We start from the raw sequence: 21,799 nt of genomic DNA, 5'->3' as shown, positions 1-21,799 counted from the left end.
TCGTCTTCCTGTTCATTTATCTTTTTTAAAATAAATTAACAAGATATTACCTTTGTTCGAATTCAATTCGAGCATTGGTAACTAATTTGGAGGCTTTATGTCTTTAATTTACAAGAAATTGGGTGAAATTTACACTCAATATATTCTAATAGTAGTGATGTCCTTTATTGGTATTAGCGCTGCGGTATATGCGGCAGAACCAGTACAGACATTATCACTGGAAGAAGCCGTTTATCTCTCTCAGTCGAACGATCCCTGGTTAGTCAGTAATCAATTTCAACAAGATGCTATTAAATCTGAAAGCATAGCGGCAGGAACCTTACCAGATCCAAAAATCAGTGTTGGTTTAGCTAATTTGTCCATAAACACTTTTGATTTTGGACAAGAAGCAATGACTCAAATGAAAATTGGTGTCACTCAAATGTTTCCCCGTGGGGATAGCTTAAGTTTACGTCAACAACAACTTGAGTTAACGGCTGAGCAATATCCGTTCTTAAGACAAGATAGACGAGCAAAGTTAAGCGTCACCACTGCTCAAATTTGGTTTGATGTATATAAAGCGCAAGAGAGCATTGCACTGATTGAGCGCAATCGGAACTTATTTGAACAACTATCAGATGTTGTTAAAGCAGGATATTCATCTGCTTTAGTTAACTCTAACCAGCAGGATATTATACGCGCTCAATTAGAGGTGACCCGTCTTGAAGATAAGCTGACTGTTTTGGCTCAACAAGAGGATATGTTCAAACAAAAATTATCTGAATGGGTTGGTAAGGCATTTATTGATGAATATCAAACAGGTTATGAACAAGATTATGGCCTGTTATTGTCTACGTTTAACGTCCCCAATATACTTCCTCAAATTAAGTTAACGAATCCGAATTTTTATCTTGATGAGGAAAACAGCCAGCAATACAAACAAACTCTGTATGAAGCGTTTGCTGTTCATCCATTACTTTCGGCTTTAGAGCAGCGAATAGAATCAAGTAGAAAAGGTGTTGAGTTAAAAAAACAATTGTATAAGCCTGAATGGGGCGTAAATGCTGGTTACAGTTATCGAGGCAATGATCCTATGGGTAATTCCCGCGATGACTTGTTATCTATTGGTGTGAGCTTTGATTTACCAATATTTACTTCTTCAAAACAAGATAAGCAAGTTCAAGCCGCCATTTATCAGTCTGAATCTATTAAAACTGAAAAATGGTTGCTGCTTCGTAACATGATGGCGTCATATGGTACGGCTAAAGCACAACTTCTAAAATTGGAACAACGTCAGACACTCTATAACGATTTATTATTACCTCAGATGCAAGATCAAGCAGATGCTTCACTTACAGCCTACACAAATGATAAAGGTGATTTCGCTGAAGTTGTACGTTCCCTCATTGCTCAATTAAATACTCAATTAGATGCTTTGGCCATTAACGTTGATTTACAGAAAGTTAAAGTTCAATTGAATTATTTTTTTACCCCTAAAGTGGGTCCAGTTAGTATCTCACGCAAATCTTATGTTGATGGAGAAGTAAAATGAACAGTAATTTGAAAATGATCAGCATATTAGTTATCGGTATCCTTACTGGTATTAGTGCAACAATTCTATATCCATCACAGAATCAAAACGATTCAAAAGATAGTGAAAAAGCAAAACCTTCATATTGGGTCGCACCTATGAATCCTAATTTCCGTAGCGATAAACCCGGGAAATCACCCATGGGGATGGATTTGATACCAGTCTACGAAGACGCAACTGGCTCGACAGATTTTGGACCGGGTGCAATTACAATTTCACCCGCGGTGATTAATAAACTTGGTGTTCGCACAACTGAAGTCACTTTAGGAACACTACAAAATAATATTAAAACAGTGGGCTATGTCCAGTATGATCAAGATCATCTTATTCATACTAATCCAAGAGTCGAAGGCTGGATTGAAGAACTTTATGTCAAAGCTTCTGGTGATCCTGTCATTAAAGGGCAACCTATATATTCAATTTACTCTCCAGCATTAGTTAATGCACAAGAGGAAATGTTATTAGCTTTAAATCGAAAAGATCAACGTTTGATTACAGCATCTGAAGAACGGTTGAAAGCGCTATTAATACCAAACTCGGAGATTAAAGCACTACGTAAGAATAGAACGGTCAAACAAAATATTACATTTTATGCTCCTCAAAGTGGTGTTATTGATAATTTGAATATACGAGAAGGATCGTTTGTTAAACCGGGTATGACAATGTTTTCAATTGGTTCATTATCACAAGTATGGGTCGAAGCCGAGATTTTTGAACGCCAAAGTAATATGGTTAAAGTTGGGCAAGCTGTTGAAATGAAGTTAGATTATTTGCCTGGTCAATTGTGGCAGGGCAAAGTAGATTACGTCTATCCGACCTTAGACAGTAAAACAAGAACGCTAAAAGTGAGATTGCGTTTCGATAATTCCAATGCCAAATTAAAGCCAAACATGTTTGCACAAGTGTCGATAAAAACACGAAGTGAAGAGGACGTATTACTGTTACCAAGGGAGGCTGTTATTAGAACAGGAAACTCTGATCGAGTTGTACTTGCCCTCGGTGAAGGTAAATATAAATCTGTAGCGGTAACGTTAGGGCGTTCAGATGATGACAGCATTCAAATTGAATCAGGGCTGTATAAGGGAGATATTGTCGTCTCATCTGCACAATTTTTATTGGATTCTGAATCAAATAAAACCTCTGATCTTAAACGTATGACGGCACCTGAAGATGAGCAAGAAAATATCCAAGCCATCACTTCTGATACCGCTTGGGTAGAAGCAAAAGTAAATAGTTTAATGGCTGCACATCGTATGATTAATGTCGATCATCAAGCGGTCAGTAAATGGGAATGGCCACAAATGACCATGGACTTTACCGTCGATGACAGTGTGGATTTCTCTGTATTTACCGTTGGTGCTGTGCTTCATATTGAATTAGAAAAAACATCAGATGGCGCGGTCAAAGTGATAAATATACACAATCCCAAAACCACAGATGATGTTTCTAACACAACACATCAAGCTGATCATTCAGGAATGGAGTTGGGAGAATAGCCATGATTGAATCAATTATACGTTGGTCTGTTGCGAACAGATTTTTTGTCTTGCTTGCCAGTGCCATTCTAGTCGGCGCGGGTTTATTTTCACTTAAAAATACCCCTATTGATGCTTTGCCTGATTTATCTGACGTTCAGGTAATCATTAAAACAAGTTATCCAGGTCAAGCCCCTCAAGTGGTTGAAGATCAAGTCACTTATCCATTAACGACCGCTATGCTGTCTGTGCCAGGTGCAGTAACGGTCAGGGGCTTCTCATTTTTTGGTGATTCATATGTCTATGTCATCTTCGATGAGGAAACGGATTTATATTGGGCTCGTAGTCGTGTGTTGGAATATCTCAGCCAAGTCGTTTCAACGTTACCTGATAATGCAAAGCCTCAATTAGGACCAGATGCAACAGGAGTGGGCTGGGTATATTTATATGCACTCGTCGATAGAACAGGTAAGCACGATATTAGTGAGTTACGCAGTCTACAGGACTGGTTTTTAAAGTATGAATTACAAACTGTCCCAGGCGTGTCTGAAGTGAGCACTCTAGGTGGGATGGTAAAACAGTATCAGATTAAGGTAGACCCTGATAAATTGCGTGCCTTTGGAATACCTTTAACGGCTATTCAAATGGCTATTAACCGCGGTAATCAAGAGATTGGTGCCTCAGTTGTCGAAATCGCTGAAGCAGAATATATGGTTCGCACAACAGGGTATCTTGAGAATAAGGAAGATATCGGCAATATTCCTTTAGGCGTCAACAATAAGGGCACCCCATTACTGCTAAAAGATGTTGCGGATATAGGCACTGGACCGCAAATGCGCCGAGGTGTAGTCGATCTCAATGGTGAAGGCGAAACGGTCGGCGGCATTATTGTGATGCGATTTGGTGAAAATGCACAAAAGACTATTGATGGCGTTAAAGCTAAATTAGAGACATTGAAGAAAGGCCTTCCTGAGGGCGTGGAAGTTGTGACCGTCTACGATCGCAGTGGTTTGATTGAGAGAGCCGTATCAAACTTAGGTTTTAAACTGTTAGAGGAATTTTTAGTCGTTGCTTTGGTCTGTATGGTCTTTTTGGCGCATGTAAGATCTTCGCTTGTGGCGATCGTTAGTTTGCCTGTAGGGATTCTAAGCGCTTTTACTATCATGCACTTGCAGGGTTTAAATGCCAATATCATGTCTTTAGGTGGTATTGCTATTGCAATTGGTGCCATGGTCGATGGTGCCATCGTCATGATTGAAAATATGCATAAACATATGGAACGAACGCCATTGACGCCTGAAAACCGATGGCAGATCGTTGCACGCTCTGCCAGCGAAGTTGGCCCTGCATTGTTTTTTAGTCTACTGATTATTACTGTTAGTTTTTTACCTGTATTTACCCTCGAGGCCCAAGAGGGGAGGATGTTTTCACCGCTTGCGTTTACTAAAACTTACGCAATGGCTGCATCGGCAGCGTTAGCTATTACCTTAGTACCAGTGCTAATGGGATACTTTATTCGAGGGAAAGTACTACCTGAACACAAAAACCCAGTCAATCGACTCTTAACTGCTGTGTATATGCCTGTTTTGAAAAAAGTACTGGCTTTTCCTAAGATTACACTCATATTTGCTCTTTTCGTTTTAGCTATTGGTGTGTGGCCGTTAAATAAAATTGGTAGTGAGTTTATGCCTCCATTAGATGAAGGTGATCTAATGTATATGCCGACAACTTACCCTGGTATTTCTATTGGTAAAGCACGCCAGTTAGTGCAACAAATGGATAAGTTAATTTACACTGTGCCCGAGGTTAAAACCGTATTTGGCAAGGTTGGCAGAGCAGACTCGGCAACGGATCCTGCACCTCTAACTATGGTGGAAACGTTTATTCAGCTTAAGCCCAAAAGTGAGTGGAGAGAAGGCCTGACTACTGAGAGCCTGAAACAAGAATTAGACTCATTAGTAAAGTTACCCGGCGTGACGAACGCATGGGTAATGCCAATTAAAACCCGAATTGACATGTTGGCGACAGGGATCAAAACGCCTGTAGGGATTAAAATTGCAGGTCCTAGTCTCAAGGAAATTGAGAAAATTGGTAAACAATTAGAGGAAATCCTTAAAGATGTTAAAGGGACTGCGTCAGTATACGCTGAGAGGGTTGCAGGTGGACGTTATATTAAAGTTGATATCCAGAGGGAGAATGCTGCTCGGTATGGTTTAAATATAGCGGATGTTCAACAGGTCGTGGCCACAGCTATCGGTGGTATGAATATTTCACAAACTGTTGAAGGATTAGAACGATATCCTATTAATTTACGTTATCCTCAGGATTATCGTAATTCACCTGAAGCATTAGCTTTATTGCCTATTATCACTCCTCAAGGTTTGAGGATTTCTTTAGGGGATGTAGCGGATATAGTTATCGAAAATGGACCTCCAGGCATTAAAAGTGAAAATGCTCGCCTTAATGGTTGGGCTTATATCGATATTGAAGATGTCGATATCGGTAGTTATGTTGAAATAGCCCAAAAAGTTGTGAATGATAAATTGGTATTACCCGCTGGTTACTCTATTACGTGGGCTGGTCAATATGAGTATATGGAAAGAGCTAAGGCGAAGCTGACTTACGTAGTACCATTGACTTTATTTATTATCATTATTTTATTGTTCATGAATTTCCGCAATGTTGTTGAAGTCGGAATTATTGTTGGTACATTGCCTTTTGCCATGGTCGGTAGCATCTGGTTAATGTATATACAAGGTTTCAACTTTTCAGTTGCTGTAGGGGTTGGTTTTATTGCACTGGCAGGGGTCTCTGTAGAAATTGGTGTCATAATGCTTGTCTATTTAAATCAAGCCTATAGAGAAGCGATTGATCATAGTTCACAGCAGTTAGAAAAATTTGATGAACTAAAGTTGACTCAATCAGTTATTCAAGGTGCAGGTATGCGTGTTCGTCCTGTAATGATGACCGCAGCAGCAATTATAGCAGGGTTATTACCGATCCTTTATGGTACTGGAACTGGTTCTGAGGTGATGAGTAGAATTGCTGCGCCAATGGTAGGCGGAATGGTCAGTGCAATAATATTGACACTATTAATTGTTCCTGTTGTATTCTTTTTATGGCGTCGTACTCAATTGAAACATGAGGAACGATAGTATTTAGTTGATTAGGATAACGATGCAGATAAAAATATTGCATCGTTATTTTTTTATATTTAATTGATTTTAATTATATTTTTTTGATATTAGAATGTGGTTTTTATTTATGTTTTTTTAAATAAACTGTCATTGCTAAACTCAGTATTTTTCACTACTATTATTTGATAATCATTGGAGATATATTTTGCATAGAATCCACCTAATCATGATGTTTGTTTTACTGACGTTTGTCGGTCAAACTTTTGCGTCTGTGATTATGCCTGGTACTATGCCAATGAGTTCAATGACGACTTCAAATATGCCTGCTGAAAATGGTAAAGCATGTCATGACGCAAGTATGCAAATGAACATGGATATGAATGATGGTGCGGATGATAGTTGCTGCGCCCAAGCGTGCCATTGTCCTGTCGGCTCATGTGTATCAGTCGCTTTAACGATGGCAATGCCAACGCTTAAATCAGAAGTCAGCTTAGTTAATTCTGCAACAATGTTTACCTCGGCACTAATGCCTCAGTATTTTTCATCTTTATACCGTCCTCCAATATTTGCCTAACATAGGCACAGTTACGCCTTTTTTTTGCTAACTGTCCTAGCCAATCATGTAGTTTCAATTTTTTAACTTTTTCAGTTAATAAACTGGCATTAAACCACGTTGTTTATTGTCAAGAAATTTGATTTGGAGGCAATGTTATGTCTGCTCTATATCGCAATTCTATTAGTTTTTTTCGTGTCATAGGTACTATTTTTATTCTGCAAATTATGGGAGTGATGTTACCTGCCCATGCAGCAGAGCCCGGCACTACGGAGCCATTACTCACTGTTTATAAAGACGCCAATTGTGGCTGTTGTGAGAAATGGCTAACGCATATTAGTGAGCGTGGATTTAGTGTTAATGCCCATAATATTAACAACCTTTATGAGTTTAAACAGTCAAAGGGTATTCCTGCTTCAATGCAATCTTGCCATACCGCAGTGTCATCTCAAGGTTATGTGTTTGAAGGGCATATCCCTGCAAAATTCATTAGTCGTTTTTTATCCTCCCCCCCTAAAGATGCTATCGGCCTAACCGTACCCGCTATGCCTGTGGGCAGCCCTGGTATGGAGTACCAAGATAAATTTATGCCATATCAAGTATTACTGTTGAAAAAAGATGGCAGTAGCCAGGTTTACGCCCAAGTGAACTCGCTTGAGGAGTCTGTGCAATGAAATCGCAATACATGATAAAACCCATGATACAAACGACAAACAGTGAACTGAACAACAGCCGACGCCAGTTTGTGTTTGGTGCATCCGCCATGTTGGCATTGATGTCGATCCCTTTCCCTAAAAATGCCATTGCCAATGTGTTAAGCCAATCGTTGAGCCAGCTTTCTGGCAAAGTGTTCGACTTATCAATTGACTATAAAATGGTTAATTTTACCGGAAAATCTGCTCGGGCCACTGTGGTCAACCAATTACTGCCCGCGCCGTTATTACGTTGGAAAGAAGGTGAAACAGTCACCTTAAGAGTAAAAAATAATCTCGACCATGATAGCTCTATTCACTGGCACGGTATTATTTTACCCACCGAAATGGACGGTGTGCCTGGCTTTAGCTTTGATGGCATTAAACCCGGTGAAACATTTGAGTATCAATTTACCGTCCAGCAAAGTGGCACATATTGGTATCACAGTCATTCAGGCTATCAAGAACAAACCGGTTTATTCGGTGCTATTGTGATTGATCCTGCGACCCCCGATCCGGTCATATATGACCGTGACTATGTGATCATGCTGTCTGATTGGTCTGACGAAGCCCCTGAAAACATTTATGCCAAATTAAAGAAACAAGCCGATTACTATAATTACCGTGAGCGTACGGTAATGGATTTTTTCTCTGACGTGAATAAAAATGGCTTAGCCAATACGTGGAACGCTCGTTCGCTGTGGAATAACGCACGCATGAGTGACAGAGACATATCTGATGTTACGGGTTCAACTTACACCTATTTAATGAATGGCAATCCTCCGCAACAGGGCTGGCAAGGGTTGTTTGAACAAGGTGAGAAGGTGCGCTTACGCTTTATAAATAGTTCTGCGATGACCATATTTGATGTGCGTATACCGGGTCTCAAAATGAGTGTTGTCGCCAGTGATGGTCAGAACATTCAACCGGTTTCTGTGGATGAATTTCGAATAGGTGTTGCTGAAACCTATGATGTGGTTATTGAGCCAGAGGTTGATAATGCCTATTGTATTTTTGCTCAGAGTATCGACCGCACCGGCTTTACGGTAGGTAACCTTACCTCAGATGCCAGTTTACATGCTCCTATTCCCCCAATGGATCCAAGGCCAGTCCTTGGCCACAGTGATATGGGCATGGATATGAGTGGTATGGATCATAGCAAAATGGACATGGGTGGCGGTGATATGTCAGGCATGGATCATAGCAAGATGGCTATGGGCGGCGGTGATATGTCAGGCATGGACCACAGCAAGATGGCTATGGACGGCGGTGATATGCCTAGCATGGACCACAGCAAGATGGTTATGGACGGCGGTGAGATGTCAGGCATGGACCACAGCAAGATGGCTATGGGTGGCGGTGATATGTCAGGCATGGATCACAGCAAAATGGCTATGGACGCTGCGAAAGCGACAGTCTCAGGACTAGGGCTTGCAGGCTTTGGCAGTAACAATGAAATTAAACACATTAACACCGAGTTCGGCCCACAAGTGGATATGCGTGCCGATGCCCCAAAAAGTGGTTTACACGATCCCGGGATAGGACTGCGTGACCATCAACAACAATTTAATCGCAAAGTATTAACTTATGGCGATATTAAAGGCTTACATCCTACCTACGACACGCGCCAACCTAGCCGCGAAATTCAACTGCATTTAACCGGCAATATGAACCGATACATGTGGTCTGTAAATGGGGTGAAATTTATGGACGCCGCGCCATTAGAGTTTGAATACGGAGAAAGACTGCGGATCACCTTAGTGAACGACACGATGATGACTCACCCTATGCATTTGCATGGTATGTGGAGTGAGTTAGAGACAGGCGACCCTGATTTTATTCCGCGTAAGCACACGGTATTAGTTCAGCCGGGCTCTAAGATCAGTTACTTAGTCACCGCCGATGCCAAAGGGCAATGGGCATATCATTGCCACTTGTTATTCCACATGCCAGGCATGTTCAGAAAAGTAGTGGTGAAATAAGGGGAACACAGATGAATAAAACGAATTTAATGGCCTTGGGACTGTTGAGTCTGAGCGCCACATTGACCAGTTCAGCTGTGTTTGCCGGCGGTAATGATGATCCATTATTAACAAAAGTCATGCTGGATCAATTTGAAAAAGGCGTGGATCCGCAAGATCCTACCCAGTTTAGTGCACAAGCCTGGTTAGGTTACGATTTGAATAAGTTGTGGCTTAAAACAGAAGGTGAATATTCAAATAGTGATAAGCAAGACCTTGAAATTCAGGCTCTTTACAGTACGGCCATCGCACCATACTGGGATGTACAATTCGGTATTAAAACCCATATCAAACCGACGCCGAACCGTAATTGGGCTGTGATTGGGGTTCAAGGGTTAGCGCCATATTTCTTTGATATTGACGCGGCTTTATTCATAGGTGAACAAAGCCGTACGGCTATGCGTTTGAGTGCAGAATATGAACTGTTAATCACTCAAAAATTGATACTCACACCTGAAGTAGAAGTTAATTTATTTGGTAAAGACGATGCAGAACTTGGAATAGGCTCAGGCTTATCTGACGTCAGTGCAGGGCTGCGATTGAGATACGAGATTGTTCGAGAGTTCGCACCCTATATCGGTGTGGATTGGCGTCAGAAGCTCGGTAATACCGCCGATTACGCCCGAAGTGAAGGGGAAGATACACAAGAAACCCAGTTTGTCATTGGTTTTAGAGCGTGGTTCTAAAACCTAATTCTAAAACTAGTTCTTACACTCAGTTCGAAGGCTTGGCGCTAAGATGTTAGCTAAGCCGATATTTAATTATTTATTTAAATCTTTTTTCGATCGTTATAAACAATATAAAAGGAAATATTATGAAATTATTTAACAGTGTTTTAGTCGTAACAAGTCTATTTCTTAGTGCTTCAGCATTCGCTCATGTCGGACTGGGCAGTTCTATGCCCGCTAACGGAGCAATGCTAAGTCAAGCCCCAACAAAGCTTGAACTGACCTTTACAGCTCCGGTACGTTTGGTCAAATTAACAATGCAAGATGAGAAGCAGCAAAGTGTACCGTTAACATTACCTTCAGGTGCGACCAGTCAAGCAGCATTCTCATTCGGTCTACCAGTATTAAGTGCAGCTAATTATACAGTTAACTGGATGATCATGGGTGACGACGGTCATAAGATGAAAGGCAACATGAGCTTTATGCTACATAACTCTGGTATGAACACTCACAGTGCACCGCCTATGACGATGGAGCATGAGACTAGTGAGCACACTGCACATCAATAAGTGGATGAGTAAACATGATATTAACCGTATTTGAAATATCGGTGTTGATAACTAAATGGGTTATTTATCTTAGTGTTGCCGCCGTTATTGGCGGCACATTGATGCAATATCTCATTAAGGGTCAACCGAACCTCGGCATTAGCGTTGCAAAATATACCGGCCTTGGTGCTGTTTTGGGGTTGATTGCCGTTAGTATCAATTATTTTGCGCAAGTAGGGGGTTTTGCTGAAAACGGCTTGATGGGAATATTCGATGCGCAGATGCATGCTTTTCTGTGGCCAACCCAGGTAGGGCAAACGGTGCTTTGGCGCTTAATCGGCTTTGGGTTAATGCTCGTGGCTAGTAGTTTACTGTTTCATAAGAACCGCTATATCAAAACGTTTTCTGCGGTATTAGCGATTCTCAGCTGTCTGTTAATTGCTGTTACGTTTACTTTTATAGGCCATAGCACTGAACTGGGATTGCTTGCTCAAGGCTTAATATTGATACACGTGTTGATCATTGGCAGTTGGATAGGCGCTTTTTATCCATTATGGAAATTATGTAGCACCGATGACAACATCGTCATAAAAAATGTCATGGATACATTTGGTCGTTTAGGCATAGTGATTGTCATTCTAGTGTTGCTTTCAGGCATGGGAATGGTGTGGATGTTGTTTGATAGTCCCACTGAATTATTCAGTTCCGATTATGGTATTGCGGTCACCATCAAGCTCTGTTTGGTGGCTATCATTTTACTTATAGCAGCATGGCATAAATTGGTTTTAGTACCGAAATTAACGATTGCGAACCCATCACTCGCAAAACAAAAACTACAAAAATCGATTGGATTAGAAGCATTAATAGCAGTACTGATATTAGCGACAACAGCGGTACTTTCGAGCGTACTAGGTCCTATGAGCCTTGGATAATCACTATAAATTAACAGAGAGATAAAAATGAATAATAGCCCTTTAACAATACTCATAACGACCGGGATATTACTGATGTCAGCAGGACAAAGCTCATTGAGCTTCGCCCATGATGATGAAACTCACCCTATAGAACAAAAAGCGTTTATCGGTGTTGATTCCGCCGCGGGTAATGTCGTCAAACAATTTCATGCTGCATTGCAAATGGGCAATGAGGCTATTGTTAGGCAGTCATTAGCAGCCAATGTGCAAATTTATGAAGGTGGAAAAGTAGAACGTTCACTTACGGAGTATGCCAATCATCACATGCTTGCGGATATGGCCTACTTAAAAGGGTTAACCATAACGGCAAAAGAACACCAAATAACGATTACGGGTGACATTGCTATTTCAACGTCAATAAGTCACGCCCAAGGTGAATATAAAGGTAAAAGTATTGACTCAATGACCATGGAAACGCTTGTGTTAATTAAACAAGCGGATGGTCATTGGAAAATAACCCACGTGCACTGGTCGTAACTAATAAAAGTTTCATCAACCAGATAAGGGATTATCTTGAGCTTCTTTGTAGGTGCTCCCAAGAAAACCACAAAGACTCGGATCATGTTAATGCATGATATTTTATGGAAAAGGATTTCCATTTTTTATATAAAAAAAGACCGGAATAACTCCTAATGCCGATCAGTTAAGAACTGAAGTTATAAAAAAATAAACCGATCTCTTGACCGATCTTTTCAGTCTGCCAAAATCCGATAATCTTCATTATCGGATTTTTTTATGGAACTTTCAGAAGCTCTTGCCCGCACTTCAATTAACCGCCAGACTGAATTCTCATGCCTTGCTGATGTCCTTGAGCCCGATATTATTCAATCTTGTCTAGACTCCAACGGTGTTGCCACATTAAGACGACGAAAACTTCCCATGGATGCTATGGTTTGGGCTGTTATTGGTATGTCTTTATTTCGCAATGAATCCGTTCGTCAATTGATTAACAAGCTTGATATTGTGCTACCACAAGAAGTTGATTATGTCGCTACAAGTGCTGTAACACAGGCTAGAAAAAAGTTGGGTAGTAATGTGGTGCGCGATATATTCTATCGTTCAGCCGCCACTTGACATCAACGCGCTGAACATCCTCATTGGTGTGGTTTGAACCACTTTGGTGTTGATGGCGTGGTATGGCGAACTCCTGAAACGAAAGAAAATAGCGCAGCTTTTGCGCGCACAGCAAACAAAGCAAGTGAGTCAGGTTACCCGCAAGTTCGAATGGTTTGCATGATGGAGCTCAGTAGCCATTTACTCGTAGATAGCGCCTTTGACAGTGTTGCTGAAAATGAAATGATCTTAGCCGCTAAGCTTATCAAACGTGTGCCTGACAACAGTTTGACCTTATTTGATAAGGGCTTTTATTCGCTCGGTTTATTACATGATTGGCAGTTAAAAGGTGTCAATACTCACTGGTTATTGCCATTAAAAAAAGACACTCAATATGAAGAAATCCGCAGCTTAGGTAAGCACGATAAACTGGTGAAGCTGAGTACCACACCTCAATCAAGAAAGAAGCGCCCTGAACTTCCATTGACAATAGAAGCCAGATTAACCACTCGTCAGGTAAAAGGGAAGCAAGTCAGCATTCTCAGTTAAATGCTTGATCCTATGGCCTATCCGAGTGCTGAGATTGTTGATTTATATGCCCATCGCTGGGAGATAGAGCTGGGTTATCGAGAAATGAAGCAATATATGCTAGAAACTCGATTTACGCTGAGAAGCAACCTTCCAGAGCTGATACACCAGAAGTTATGGGGGTTATTATTAGCTTATAATTTAATACGTTATAAAATGATATTAATGGCGAAATCGCTTAAAAGCGTATTTCCAAATCAGCTCAGTTTTCGAGATGCTTCATCTCATATTATTAATAAACTCACCCATATGCCGTTATATGCACCAGGCAATGTCCCCAAACTCATTTTAGATATAGAGAGAAATGCCAAACAGTTTAAGTTGGAGGGTGAACGAGAACGAAGTTATCCAAGGTGCTTAAAAGTCAGTAAAAACAAGTACCCTGTGGCAAAAAGAAAAAATGCCGCTCACTTTAAGTGAACGGCATTAGGAAGTATAAAGCCATTTTTTCATTTGAAATTGGTCCACTTCCCCCAGCCTGCTTGGCTTAGATTGAAATAGGAGTTGAGACTTCAAACATTGAAAATCAACCATCTTAAAATAATTTAAAAGAAGATTTAATACGCTGAATTAGTGGGAATGAGTTCACGCACGCGAAGAAAAAAATAGAAAAAGCTTGACTTTTCGCGAAATGTTTTTATGATAAAAGAGTGTTAACTATGCTTGTATATTAATACATGTGTAAATACCCTGTCAACAACTTTTTTAATTATTTTAGGATTTAAATGACTCAACGAAAAATTATCGAAGGCATCAGTCTTTCATTAACACGTAAGACGACTACTTCTCAAGAACAGCTAACTAAAATCATATCACTCAATACTATGGCATCACTAATCGCATTGAAAAGTGCATCTTAAAATAAAAAGGAAAAACCATGTCCGAAATTGAATTCGAACCATTAAAAAAACAAAATTTTCAAGTAGCAAAAAGTTTTACAAACGATTCTTTAAACTACTTGGTAGTTGGTGAAAAATATCATTTACAGCTACCAGTACAGGACGGGGCGTGTGCTGAGTTTTTGAGAGCCTCAAATAGATTAATTATTATGATGAAGGGGATCGATAAACTGGAAGCTTTGGCTTTACGAAGATGTAATATTTCCTGCGGTATACTAGCAAAGAATGGAGCAATATTATTGCTATGGCAATTTCATGACAATAAAGGCAGGCCAGTGTTAACACTTGATAGCCCATTTGATGCCAGGATTATTAAAGATATTCAATTACACAATATTGAAAATAATAAGCAGCGGTTATTAATTAATGTGCATATAGTTGATAGTACAACTAAAGAAATTAAAGTGTTACGAGCAGTTACAATGTCACCAGAACTGACGATTGAATTTTTATCCAAGGTACAAGAACAAATATCTAGTATTCATAATGGTGAGGCACAAATGCAAGTTTGGATGTCGCAACAACCATGTGATTTAATTAGAAAAATTAAAATGCATCAAATGGGAATCTGACTTCAACTTGACTAGTTTACCAAGAAAGCAGTTGGTTTTAGTGAAATCCCTCACAAAACGACAACCAGATATAATAGGAAAATTATGCAAGTTAAAAACATATTACCCCGGCCAGTTCAGCATTTAAATGAAGCAACAAAAAAATATCCAGGTGCCTGGAAATCACTTCAATATATTCGCAAAGGTAAAGGCATCGATTTACCCGATTGGCCTGACTGGTGCTTAACGCCAATGGCCGCTCATGCAGCTATTGTATCAACACAATATAATCGCCTTTCTTTAAACTTCTCTTGTGAAATTTCAATGTTGGCAGCTCTTGATGCATGGCGGTATACACAAGGTATATATAAATTTACTGATACTTTATATGAATCAATACGCAATACCAAAATAAGCAGAAATATACCTGCTGATGTACTATTTAGATTGCCGCAATGGTGTGTTTATATTGAAACTCCCTCAGACAAAAATCAATTTGGATTTTTTGCTCATTTAGAGCATGACATTGCTACAGGCCGTGCCGAGATTAGATTTTTACTGGACCAGGAAAATGGTTTAGTTCCACTCATTTTACATTTAGGGGATTGGTCTGTAGAAGAATCGATTGAGCGGACGTGGTCTGAATCTAATAAGCAAAGGGCACTTTGTTTTTCTGAAACGGATGAAATAAATGACCTTTATAATGACGATCTAATTGTTAGAAATGCTAAGAAATTAATGTGTCAGGTAGCCCATCAATGCATTTCACTTTTACTTTACTTGTGCAGTGATGAACCCGATATTGAGCAGATAGAAAAATTTCCTCCAAATAATCCAACGCTTCGAAATACAAAAAAAGGTTTACGCTTTTTCCCTCCCAAAAAATCTACAATTTGGAATGTCGGTAAAGATTTGGCTAAGTCGCTAAATGTAGATACTGATTTTAAGGGTGGAAAAAATAAAAATATGACGCCCCATATACGAAGCGCTCATTGGCATGGATTCTGGTCAGGAAAAAGAAACAGTAATTCGCGTAAGTTTAATTTCAAATGGCTACCGCCATTAATTATTAATGCTAATAGTTTGGCTGGTGAGTTTCAGGATGCGGCATAAACTTTAATTTAACAAATGTCGGGGGACTTTGTTAAATTCAGCAGTATATATCAAGAATTGAATGCAACCATGCAACAAAATTGGTTTCACAGAACTCAAGAATAATCGGAGGTTAAAATTGAAAAATATATTTAAAAGAGACCTGAAAATATCAACCTTCCATAAATCTTGTCAACTAATAACGATAAAACATTTTGGTGGTGATGGGGTTGTTGTGATCAAACCTACATATACTGAAATCTAGCATTTTTTCTAATCAACAATTTAGTCTTATGCCGCCTTCGGCGAAGTTACGCCAGTTTGATTAATCAACAACAAGGCACTAAGTCATCAGAATAAACTGGCCCCTCTTCCTGAGTGAAAGCGAAAGGCCAACGACAATTGAATTGCCACCAATAACCTAGACACATCCTAGCCGTTGAAGGGATTGTACGACTCATTTTATGCGAACTTCCACTTCCAATGGTATAAATTTTTCCTTCAGCTTAAACCTGGCTTCGGCCATATACGGACCAAACGAATTATTGAATCGAACGGCAAAAATACGGACTGATACGACGGACGGCTTCGAGCGATCAACGGTCGTTCAGAAACAAGGCTTACTAAAAAACCAATGTCCACTTTGACTTAGCTACGGACATGCGTTTTGTAGTAAACCTAAAGCAATGAGCAGTTAGATCGAAGTAGTATGCCCAATACAAGCTTTTCAGAAGCAAGTAACATATGCTCTGCATTCAAACTCGATTAGTTTCAGCCACGACAATATGCTTCAGCCAGCCAGTGTTTAACCCTATGGTCGATGTCGGCGGTTGAGCTGATACGAATATGATGACTGCACATAGCATTAAAACTGCCCGATGCTTCCAATATGCCCTCAGGCTCAACATCTTTTAAATTCAAACCAAGATCAAATCGTGTGGTTGTTGAGGGTTGTAACAAAGCAAACTGCTTGTTCCGCCTCAGGCTGACATAGGCTTTTTTCGGGCTCAGTTCTACATCATTGCCAAGGCTTTGAACGTACTCGATAAGGGCATCATAAATCGGTTTTAATACCATTTTGGCATCGCTGTATTGTGCCGCCAATAGATCATCCTGGCTGGGTTCACCACCGGCCGCAGCCTGCTTGGCCCAGTGGGCAATCAGGTTGGCATTACCATGACCAATACTAAATTCGCTTTTTAGCCAATTCACCAATTCGCTGTGTTTGCTAAAGCTTTGGCTATTGGCCAGTTCAAGCCACTGCAATTGACTTTTACCACTGCTTTGCTCCAAATTACGCCACTGGCTCTGCTCTGGTGCGGGTATTTCATTCAAATCCTAGTAGCCTTAGAAAATGTCCTATTGAGTTCATTTGCATCCCTATCAATACTCTTTGCATAGCCTAGCTCTGGCTTCTCCACGTCGACAAGCAGTGTTTCCAAGCCGGCTTTCAGAACACTCACTTTTTCATCGTACTTTTCGATACCGAAACCACTCTTCCCGTATTTTGTGTATTCATCCCAATAGGAAAAGCGCTTGATCGCAAGAATATTTGCCTTGTGTTGGTCTAACGCTGCAAGTCTGGTCTTTGCCTCGACCTTTTTTTCTTCAGAGCTTTTTGTGGCCGCTTCCTGTATTTGCTTGAACCTAAGTTCTTCTTTTTTAGAAAGGTGCTTAATCCAAGAGGAGATCATTTTCATTATCATGGTATTCATCCCTGACGTTTAAAAAATATGATTTTTGCCGACAAGCAGTGTTTTATTAATTTATAGAAGACTTTTAATAAGCCTGCTCGGCAATCTTTTTTTGATATCGTTAGATAATCAAGTGTGATTTAATTTGCTAGAGAGATACTTGCTTCTTCTTTATACACTGCTAGAATAACTGTATGTAAACAAGGGCTATCCACTTAGCACAATCAACCACTATATATTGTGGTTATCGATTTTTAATTGATTGGTACGTTATCGGCTTAGAACGCATTGCTTGTTCAAGCAACCTGTAGAATCATAATCCCCGAGAATCTGACTTTCTTCTGTTGAAGCGAAATGTAAACTCATCTAAATAATAATCAAGTTGCTTAGTTTTTAGCGCGCCTTGATATGTACCTAAAAGCCATCTTTTACATAATGATGAGACTCGATGTACCCCAGCCATTGTTTCATGTGCAGGTACAAATGAACCTAAATGCACTATTCGGTTATGCTTATATTCTTTCTTGTCTATTTGTTTGTATGCTTGAGAGCTATCACTACAAATTGTACTACCAGATTCAATTACATCTTGAATGAATTGATGGATATGTTCTCTGGTTGCACTTTCCACTTGCCTTAAACGTATCCGGCCAAATCCAGAGGGTGATAGCAGCTCAACAGCGACCAAAACTACAGCTTTACGCTTACCCTATTGATTTTTAATAAATGATTGGGGAACGACGCCACCTATTAGTGTTTCGTCAACCTCTACGATGCCGGATAATTTGTCCTTTTCAGGATCAACCATGGCATGTCTTAAATTGTGCATTAATGACCAAGCGGTTTGATAACTCCCAAGACCTAATAGCCTTTGAACTCCAAGATCGCTGACACCATTTTTTTGATTTGTAATAAACCAGACCGCAGCAAACCAACTTTTCATGTGGTTTCTTGTTTTGTCAAAAAGTGTACTTGATGTAACTGAACACTGAGAACGACAAGCATGACATTTTAACTTGCCATTACTTAACAGATAAGGTGATTGATGGCTTGAACAGCTTGGGCAAATGAATCCGTTTGGCCAACGAAGTGCGTAAAGGTAGCTGATGCAAGATTGTTCATCATGAACCCAATCAACAAATTCGTCCCAATTTGTAGGGGAATCAACGCCAGCTTTTAATAAATACGATGAAGTTTTTATTACTACATATTGACACTGGTGGCGCTAAATGGATAGCCCTTATGGATATACAGTCATATTCAAACTTAATTAGTTTTGAGCATTTTTAAGTCAATTTACATGCGCGTTTTTCCTGATGGTACATTTGAAGGAAAGCTGATAAGTTTTGCAATAGAGGTAGTTAATTATGCGTGTTTTTACTGGTCTAATGAGGTAAGCGCGCATGCGTACTAATAAAATGCTAAATTCACAAGGATATTTGGATGCAGTCAAAGATTCCATTACCAACAGATAACATATATAAGTTCTATGCCTTATTAGGGTTGTTGATATTACTTACAACAGCAATAATGTTCTTCATACGGCATGAGCACTACAACTCCATGGCATTTGACCGCTATATACCAATGGAGACTCTCAAGGCCAAAGAAACTTTAAACGAAGATGAAAATCTTGAATTATTTTTATATGAGCAGAAAGCTGAAATTGCCAAGTCCAATAAAGACCTTGAACTCGGTATTTACCTTACTTGCTTTTTTGTTTTTGGTGGTGGTTTCACAGCTTATGGGTTTCACCATTGGCATACAAAAATTCAACCCAAACAAGATAGGTTGTTAGATTTACAAATACAAAAATCCGAGAATGATGTAAAAGCATTTAATAAACAATTGCATCGGACTCGTTATACTCGCCGTTGAATTTGGCGTTATACGCAGTTTGAGCAGTGAACGAATTTTAGAGCAAGGATGTTATGTCAATAAAAAGTATACAAAAACTAAAGCAGTTCGGTATCTTTCAGAATCATACTAATTCCAATGCCAAAGATTTCGGAAAATACAACTTGTTTTATGGTTGGAACGGTAGCGGTAAATCTACTCTTTCAGGTGTATTCAGATGCATCGAAAACAAAGCTCATTCGATAAGGTTTCCTTCCTCAGAATTCTCAGTTTCACTTAATGGCGAGGCAGCGATTACACAAGCGAATATTGCCGAATCTGATCTAAACGTGTACACATTTAATCAAGACTTTATTGATGAAAATATCTCATGGAATAGTGTTGTTAAAAGCATTTTACTTGTAGATAAAGAAAAAATTGAAGAACGTGAAAAACTAGAGGAACTAAAGAAGAAGCAAAAATCTGATTCCGAAGTGCATAACAAAGAAGCTGAAGCAATTAAGAAGCTGAATACAGCTGTCTCAAAATTCGGTACTAGTAGCGCACGGCACATGAAAACTAGCCTTCAGTCGATAGACACCACTGATAGCTATTACCTGAACTATGATAAGCGAAAGTTTGAAGCATTTATTACTGCAAATCATGAAGCCACTAAGGCAGACGAGCCGCTTTTAGATGACGACAAGATTATTGAATTGACCAATGCGGCTAAGCCAGATCAAAAGAGTACTATCACCTTCACACCGCAAACCATCAATCAGGAAACTTTCAGCAAGGCTAAAGAACGCCTTGAAGACCTTTTAAAAACCAGTGTGGTTAGTGAAACCATTCAGAGGCTTGTCGAATATGGTGATATAAGATCTTGGATTGAAACTGGTCTTGAGCTTCATAAGCGCCATGATACAAACGAGTGTGAATTTTGTGGTAATACAATCACTGAAGTAAGAATTAAACAACTTGAAGCTCATTTCAATGACGATTACAAAGCCTTTCAAGACCGACTTGTTAGAGCTGATGGATGGCTTGTCAGTCAATATGTTCAATCACCTGTACTTCCCAGTGCAAGTGATTTCTACGAAGAATTTAAAAAGGAATACATTGACTCTTGCTCCGCGTTGGAAAAAGCAATAACCACGTTGAACGAAGATATAGCAACATGGCACAGTGTTCTAAAGGAAAAGACTGGTAATCCGCTAGAAACAGGGTTAATCGTTGATATCATCAATAAATCGTCTGTAACAGCATTTAATGATGCAATGACCGCTATTGGTAAGGTTGTTGGAAAGCACAACCACAAGTCAGGAAATTTCGAAGTAGAAACAAAAAAAGCTAAGAAGCAACTTGAGCTTCACTATGCTACTACTGAAGTTAAGGACTTTGGCTACCACGAAAAGAAAAAGGAAGTTACTCGCCGAACAGCCGAAAACACTACGCTAAAAACAACAATAAACAGCCTAGATTCGGAAATTCGATGGCTTGAAGATTCACTTTCAAACGAAGGTCTTGGAGCTGACCAGTTTAACGAATCACTTCACAAATTCCTTGGTCGTAGTGAATTAACTCTTCGCTTTAATCCATCAAATAAAGGTTATGAAATACTTAGGAACGATTCTGATCTAGTCGAGGGGAACTTGAGTGAGGGTGAAAAAACAGCCATAGCGTTTGTTTACTTCATCACCAAGTTAAAGGAAAACGATAACAAAATGGAAAACACTATTGTTGTCGTAGATGATCCTGTATCAAGCTTTGATTCAAATCACCTCTTTCATTCGTATTCATTTCTTCGTAGCAATTGTGATAAAGCCAAGCAGTTGTTTGTATTTACACATAATTTTACTTATTTTAAATTAATGCGTGATTGGTTCGAAGGGGTAAATCGCAATAGACAAAGAAAGAATCCACCTAAAGTTCCTAATGCTTTTTTTTATACAATTCAAACTACAACATCTACCCCACGTAGCTCAACTTTTATGGACGCAGATCTTAGTTTGGTGAAGTATAACTCGGAATACCATTACATATTTTCAAAATTATACGCATTTAAGGATAGCTCCACATTATCGAGAGACGACGCCTTTTTAACAGCGAACCTTGCACGAAAGCTGCTTGAATCATTTTTTAGCTTTAAATTCCCAAAGCACCGAAGTGATATATCACAACTTATGACTTGTGGATTAAATGGTTGTGAAACAACAGATGAAGCTACAAAAGAAAAGATTTACCGGTTTATAAATAAGTATTCTCATAGTGCTGTTATTGAAATTAACGAGGATTCTTCAGAAAACCTTCTTGGTGAAAGCCAAAATGTGATTGGTGATATTTTCACTTGGCTTCATGAAGTTGACGAAGTTCATTACAACGAAATGGTCGAGGTTGTTACGTGACTATTGGCAAAGCATATAACAAGCCACTCACTCGAATTTTACT

The 21,799-nt window shown here is 39.5% G+C and carries 17 protein-coding genes and 2 pseudogenes; 16 read left to right on the top strand and 3 right to left on the bottom strand.

Annotation, left to right across the window (positions count from 1 at the left end; translation table 11 throughout):
- Positions 1-97: 97 nt before the first annotated feature.
- The 14 genes and pseudogenes from FH971_RS14150 (at position 98) to FH971_RS14090 (ending at position 15,842) form a co-directional block, all read left to right on the top strand.
- Positions 98-1,531, top strand: coding sequence for a TolC family protein (locus FH971_RS14150; protein WP_140234750.1), 1,434 nt, complete (start codon positions 98-100; stop codon positions 1,529-1,531).
- Complete coding sequence (locus FH971_RS14145; protein ID WP_140234749.1) at positions 1,528-3,066, top strand: efflux RND transporter periplasmic adaptor subunit; 1,539 nt, start codon at positions 1,528-1,530, stop codon at positions 3,064-3,066. The genes FH971_RS14150 and FH971_RS14145 overlap by 4 nt, the downstream gene beginning before the upstream one ends.
- A gap of 2 nt (positions 3,067-3,068) precedes the next feature.
- Entirely contained in the window at positions 3,069-6,200 is a 3,132-nt protein-coding gene (locus tag FH971_RS14140; protein WP_140234748.1) for an efflux RND transporter permease subunit, read from the top strand.
- A gap of 187 nt (positions 6,201-6,387) precedes the next feature.
- Positions 6,388-6,756, top strand: coding sequence for a hypothetical protein (locus FH971_RS14135; RefSeq protein WP_240778320.1), 369 nt, complete (start codon positions 6,388-6,390; stop codon positions 6,754-6,756).
- Positions 6,757-6,893: 137 nt separating this feature from the next.
- The gene (locus tag FH971_RS14130) at positions 6,894-7,409 is read left to right on the top strand and encodes a DUF411 domain-containing protein (protein WP_140234746.1); all 516 of its coding nucleotides are present in this window, start codon (positions 6,894-6,896) and stop codon (positions 7,407-7,409) included.
- Positions 7,406-9,409 carry a copper resistance system multicopper oxidase gene (locus FH971_RS14125; protein WP_140234745.1) on the top strand — a complete coding sequence of 668 codons (2,004 nt, stop codon included), beginning with the start codon at positions 7,406-7,408 and terminating at the stop codon, positions 9,407-9,409. The genes FH971_RS14130 and FH971_RS14125 overlap by 4 nt, the downstream gene beginning before the upstream one ends.
- Before the next feature lie 11 nt (positions 9,410-9,420).
- Complete coding sequence (locus FH971_RS14120) at positions 9,421-10,134, top strand: copper resistance protein B (protein ID WP_140234744.1); 714 nt, start codon at positions 9,421-9,423, stop codon at positions 10,132-10,134.
- 128 nt (positions 10,135-10,262) lie between these two features.
- On the top strand, positions 10,263-10,685 hold the full coding sequence (locus tag FH971_RS14115; RefSeq protein ID WP_140234743.1) for a copper resistance CopC family protein: 423 nt from the start codon (positions 10,263-10,265) through the stop codon (positions 10,683-10,685).
- A gap of 14 nt (positions 10,686-10,699) precedes the next feature.
- A complete protein-coding gene (locus FH971_RS14110; RefSeq protein WP_140234742.1) occupies positions 10,700-11,596 on the top strand; it encodes a copper resistance D family protein in 897 nt (298 codons plus the stop codon).
- 75 nt (positions 11,597-11,671) lie between these two features.
- Positions 11,672-12,115 carry a YybH family protein gene (locus FH971_RS14105; protein ID WP_140235616.1) on the top strand — a complete coding sequence of 148 codons (444 nt, stop codon included), beginning with the start codon at positions 11,672-11,674 and terminating at the stop codon, positions 12,113-12,115.
- A 258-nt stretch (positions 12,116-12,373) separates the two neighbouring features.
- Positions 12,374-13,699 (top strand): annotated as a pseudogene (locus FH971_RS14100) (IS4 family transposase).
- Positions 13,700-14,004: 305 nt separating this feature from the next.
- On the top strand, positions 14,005-14,139 hold the full coding sequence (locus FH971_RS20635; protein ID WP_276611782.1) for a hypothetical protein: 135 nt from the start codon (positions 14,005-14,007) through the stop codon (positions 14,137-14,139).
- Between the two features lie 17 nt (positions 14,140-14,156).
- Positions 14,157-14,750, top strand: a complete 594-nt coding sequence (locus tag FH971_RS14095; RefSeq protein WP_140234741.1) for a hypothetical protein — start codon at positions 14,157-14,159, stop codon at positions 14,748-14,750.
- Between the two features lie 84 nt (positions 14,751-14,834).
- Complete coding sequence (locus FH971_RS14090) at positions 14,835-15,842, top strand: AcrVA2 family anti-CRISPR protein (protein WP_140234740.1); 1,008 nt, start codon at positions 14,835-14,837, stop codon at positions 15,840-15,842.
- 750 nt (positions 15,843-16,592) lie between these two features.
- Here FH971_RS14090 and FH971_RS14085 read toward each other — a convergent pair.
- The 3 genes and pseudogenes from FH971_RS14085 to FH971_RS14075 all read right to left on the bottom strand — a co-directional run bounded on the left by FH971_RS14085 (position 16,593) and on the right by FH971_RS14075 (position 18,716).
- Entirely contained in the window at positions 16,593-17,156 is a 564-nt protein-coding gene (locus FH971_RS14085) for a DUF5655 domain-containing protein (RefSeq protein ID WP_140234739.1), read from the bottom strand.
- The gene (locus tag FH971_RS14080; protein WP_140234738.1) at positions 17,153-17,527 is read right to left on the bottom strand and encodes a hypothetical protein; all 375 of its coding nucleotides are present in this window, start codon (positions 17,525-17,527) and stop codon (positions 17,153-17,155) included. The genes FH971_RS14085 and FH971_RS14080 overlap by 4 nt, the downstream gene beginning before the upstream one ends.
- A gap of 232 nt (positions 17,528-17,759) precedes the next feature.
- Positions 17,760-18,716: pseudogene (locus FH971_RS14075) on the bottom strand (IS1595 family transposase).
- Between the two features lie 242 nt (positions 18,717-18,958).
- Here FH971_RS14075 and FH971_RS14070 point away from each other — a divergent pair.
- Together FH971_RS14070 and FH971_RS14065 are read left to right on the top strand one after the other, a co-directional pair.
- Positions 18,959-19,393 (top strand): hypothetical protein, encoded by a 435-nt coding sequence (locus FH971_RS14070; protein WP_140234737.1) that lies wholly within the window; start codon positions 18,959-18,961, stop codon positions 19,391-19,393.
- Between the two features lie 53 nt (positions 19,394-19,446).
- The gene (locus FH971_RS14065) at positions 19,447-21,756 is read left to right on the top strand and encodes an AAA family ATPase (protein WP_140234736.1); all 2,310 of its coding nucleotides are present in this window, start codon (positions 19,447-19,449) and stop codon (positions 21,754-21,756) included.
- The last annotated feature ends 43 nt before the right edge of the window (positions 21,757-21,799 follow it).

It is taken from the genome of Shewanella polaris, assembly GCF_006385555.1.
Lineage (GTDB): Bacteria > Pseudomonadota > Gammaproteobacteria > Enterobacterales > Shewanellaceae > Shewanella > Shewanella polaris.
Note: the sequence above shows the minus strand (reverse complement) of the source record. Positions and strands in the feature narration are given on the sequence as shown.

What these genes read in the sequence shown, in the direction of transcription:
- FH971_RS14150 (WP_140234750.1), top strand. Translation starts at nt 98, where the DNA reads ATGTCTTTAATTTACAAGAAATTGGGTGAAATTTACACTCAATATATT.
- FH971_RS14145 (WP_140234749.1), top strand. Translation starts at nt 1,528, where the DNA reads ATGAACAGTAATTTGAAAATGATCAGCATATTAGTTATCGGTATCCTT.
- FH971_RS14140 (WP_140234748.1), top strand. Translation starts at nt 3,069, where the DNA reads ATGATTGAATCAATTATACGTTGGTCTGTTGCGAACAGATTTTTTGTC.
- FH971_RS14130 (WP_140234746.1), top strand. Translation starts at nt 6,894, where the DNA reads ATGTCTGCTCTATATCGCAATTCTATTAGTTTTTTTCGTGTCATAGGT.
- FH971_RS14125 (WP_140234745.1), top strand. Translation starts at nt 7,406, where the DNA reads ATGAAATCGCAATACATGATAAAACCCATGATACAAACGACAAACAGT.
- FH971_RS14120 (WP_140234744.1), top strand. Translation starts at nt 9,421, where the DNA reads ATGAATAAAACGAATTTAATGGCCTTGGGACTGTTGAGTCTGAGCGCC.
- FH971_RS14115 (WP_140234743.1), top strand. Translation starts at nt 10,263, where the DNA reads ATGAAATTATTTAACAGTGTTTTAGTCGTAACAAGTCTATTTCTTAGT.
- FH971_RS14110 (WP_140234742.1), top strand. Translation starts at nt 10,700, where the DNA reads ATGATATTAACCGTATTTGAAATATCGGTGTTGATAACTAAATGGGTT.
- FH971_RS14105 (WP_140235616.1), top strand. Translation starts at nt 11,672, where the DNA reads ATGTCAGCAGGACAAAGCTCATTGAGCTTCGCCCATGATGATGAAACT.
- FH971_RS20635 (WP_276611782.1), top strand. Translation starts at nt 14,005, where the DNA reads ATGACTCAACGAAAAATTATCGAAGGCATCAGTCTTTCATTAACACGT.
- FH971_RS14095 (WP_140234741.1), top strand. Translation starts at nt 14,157, where the DNA reads ATGTCCGAAATTGAATTCGAACCATTAAAAAAACAAAATTTTCAAGTA.
- FH971_RS14090 (WP_140234740.1), top strand. Translation starts at nt 14,835, where the DNA reads ATGCAAGTTAAAAACATATTACCCCGGCCAGTTCAGCATTTAAATGAA.
- FH971_RS14080 (WP_140234738.1), bottom strand. Translation starts at nt 17,527, where the DNA reads ATGATAATGAAAATGATCTCCTCTTGGATTAAGCACCTTTCTAAAAAA.
- FH971_RS14070 (WP_140234737.1), top strand. Translation starts at nt 18,959, where the DNA reads ATGCAGTCAAAGATTCCATTACCAACAGATAACATATATAAGTTCTAT.
- FH971_RS14065 (WP_140234736.1), top strand. Translation starts at nt 19,447, where the DNA reads ATGTCAATAAAAAGTATACAAAAACTAAAGCAGTTCGGTATCTTTCAG.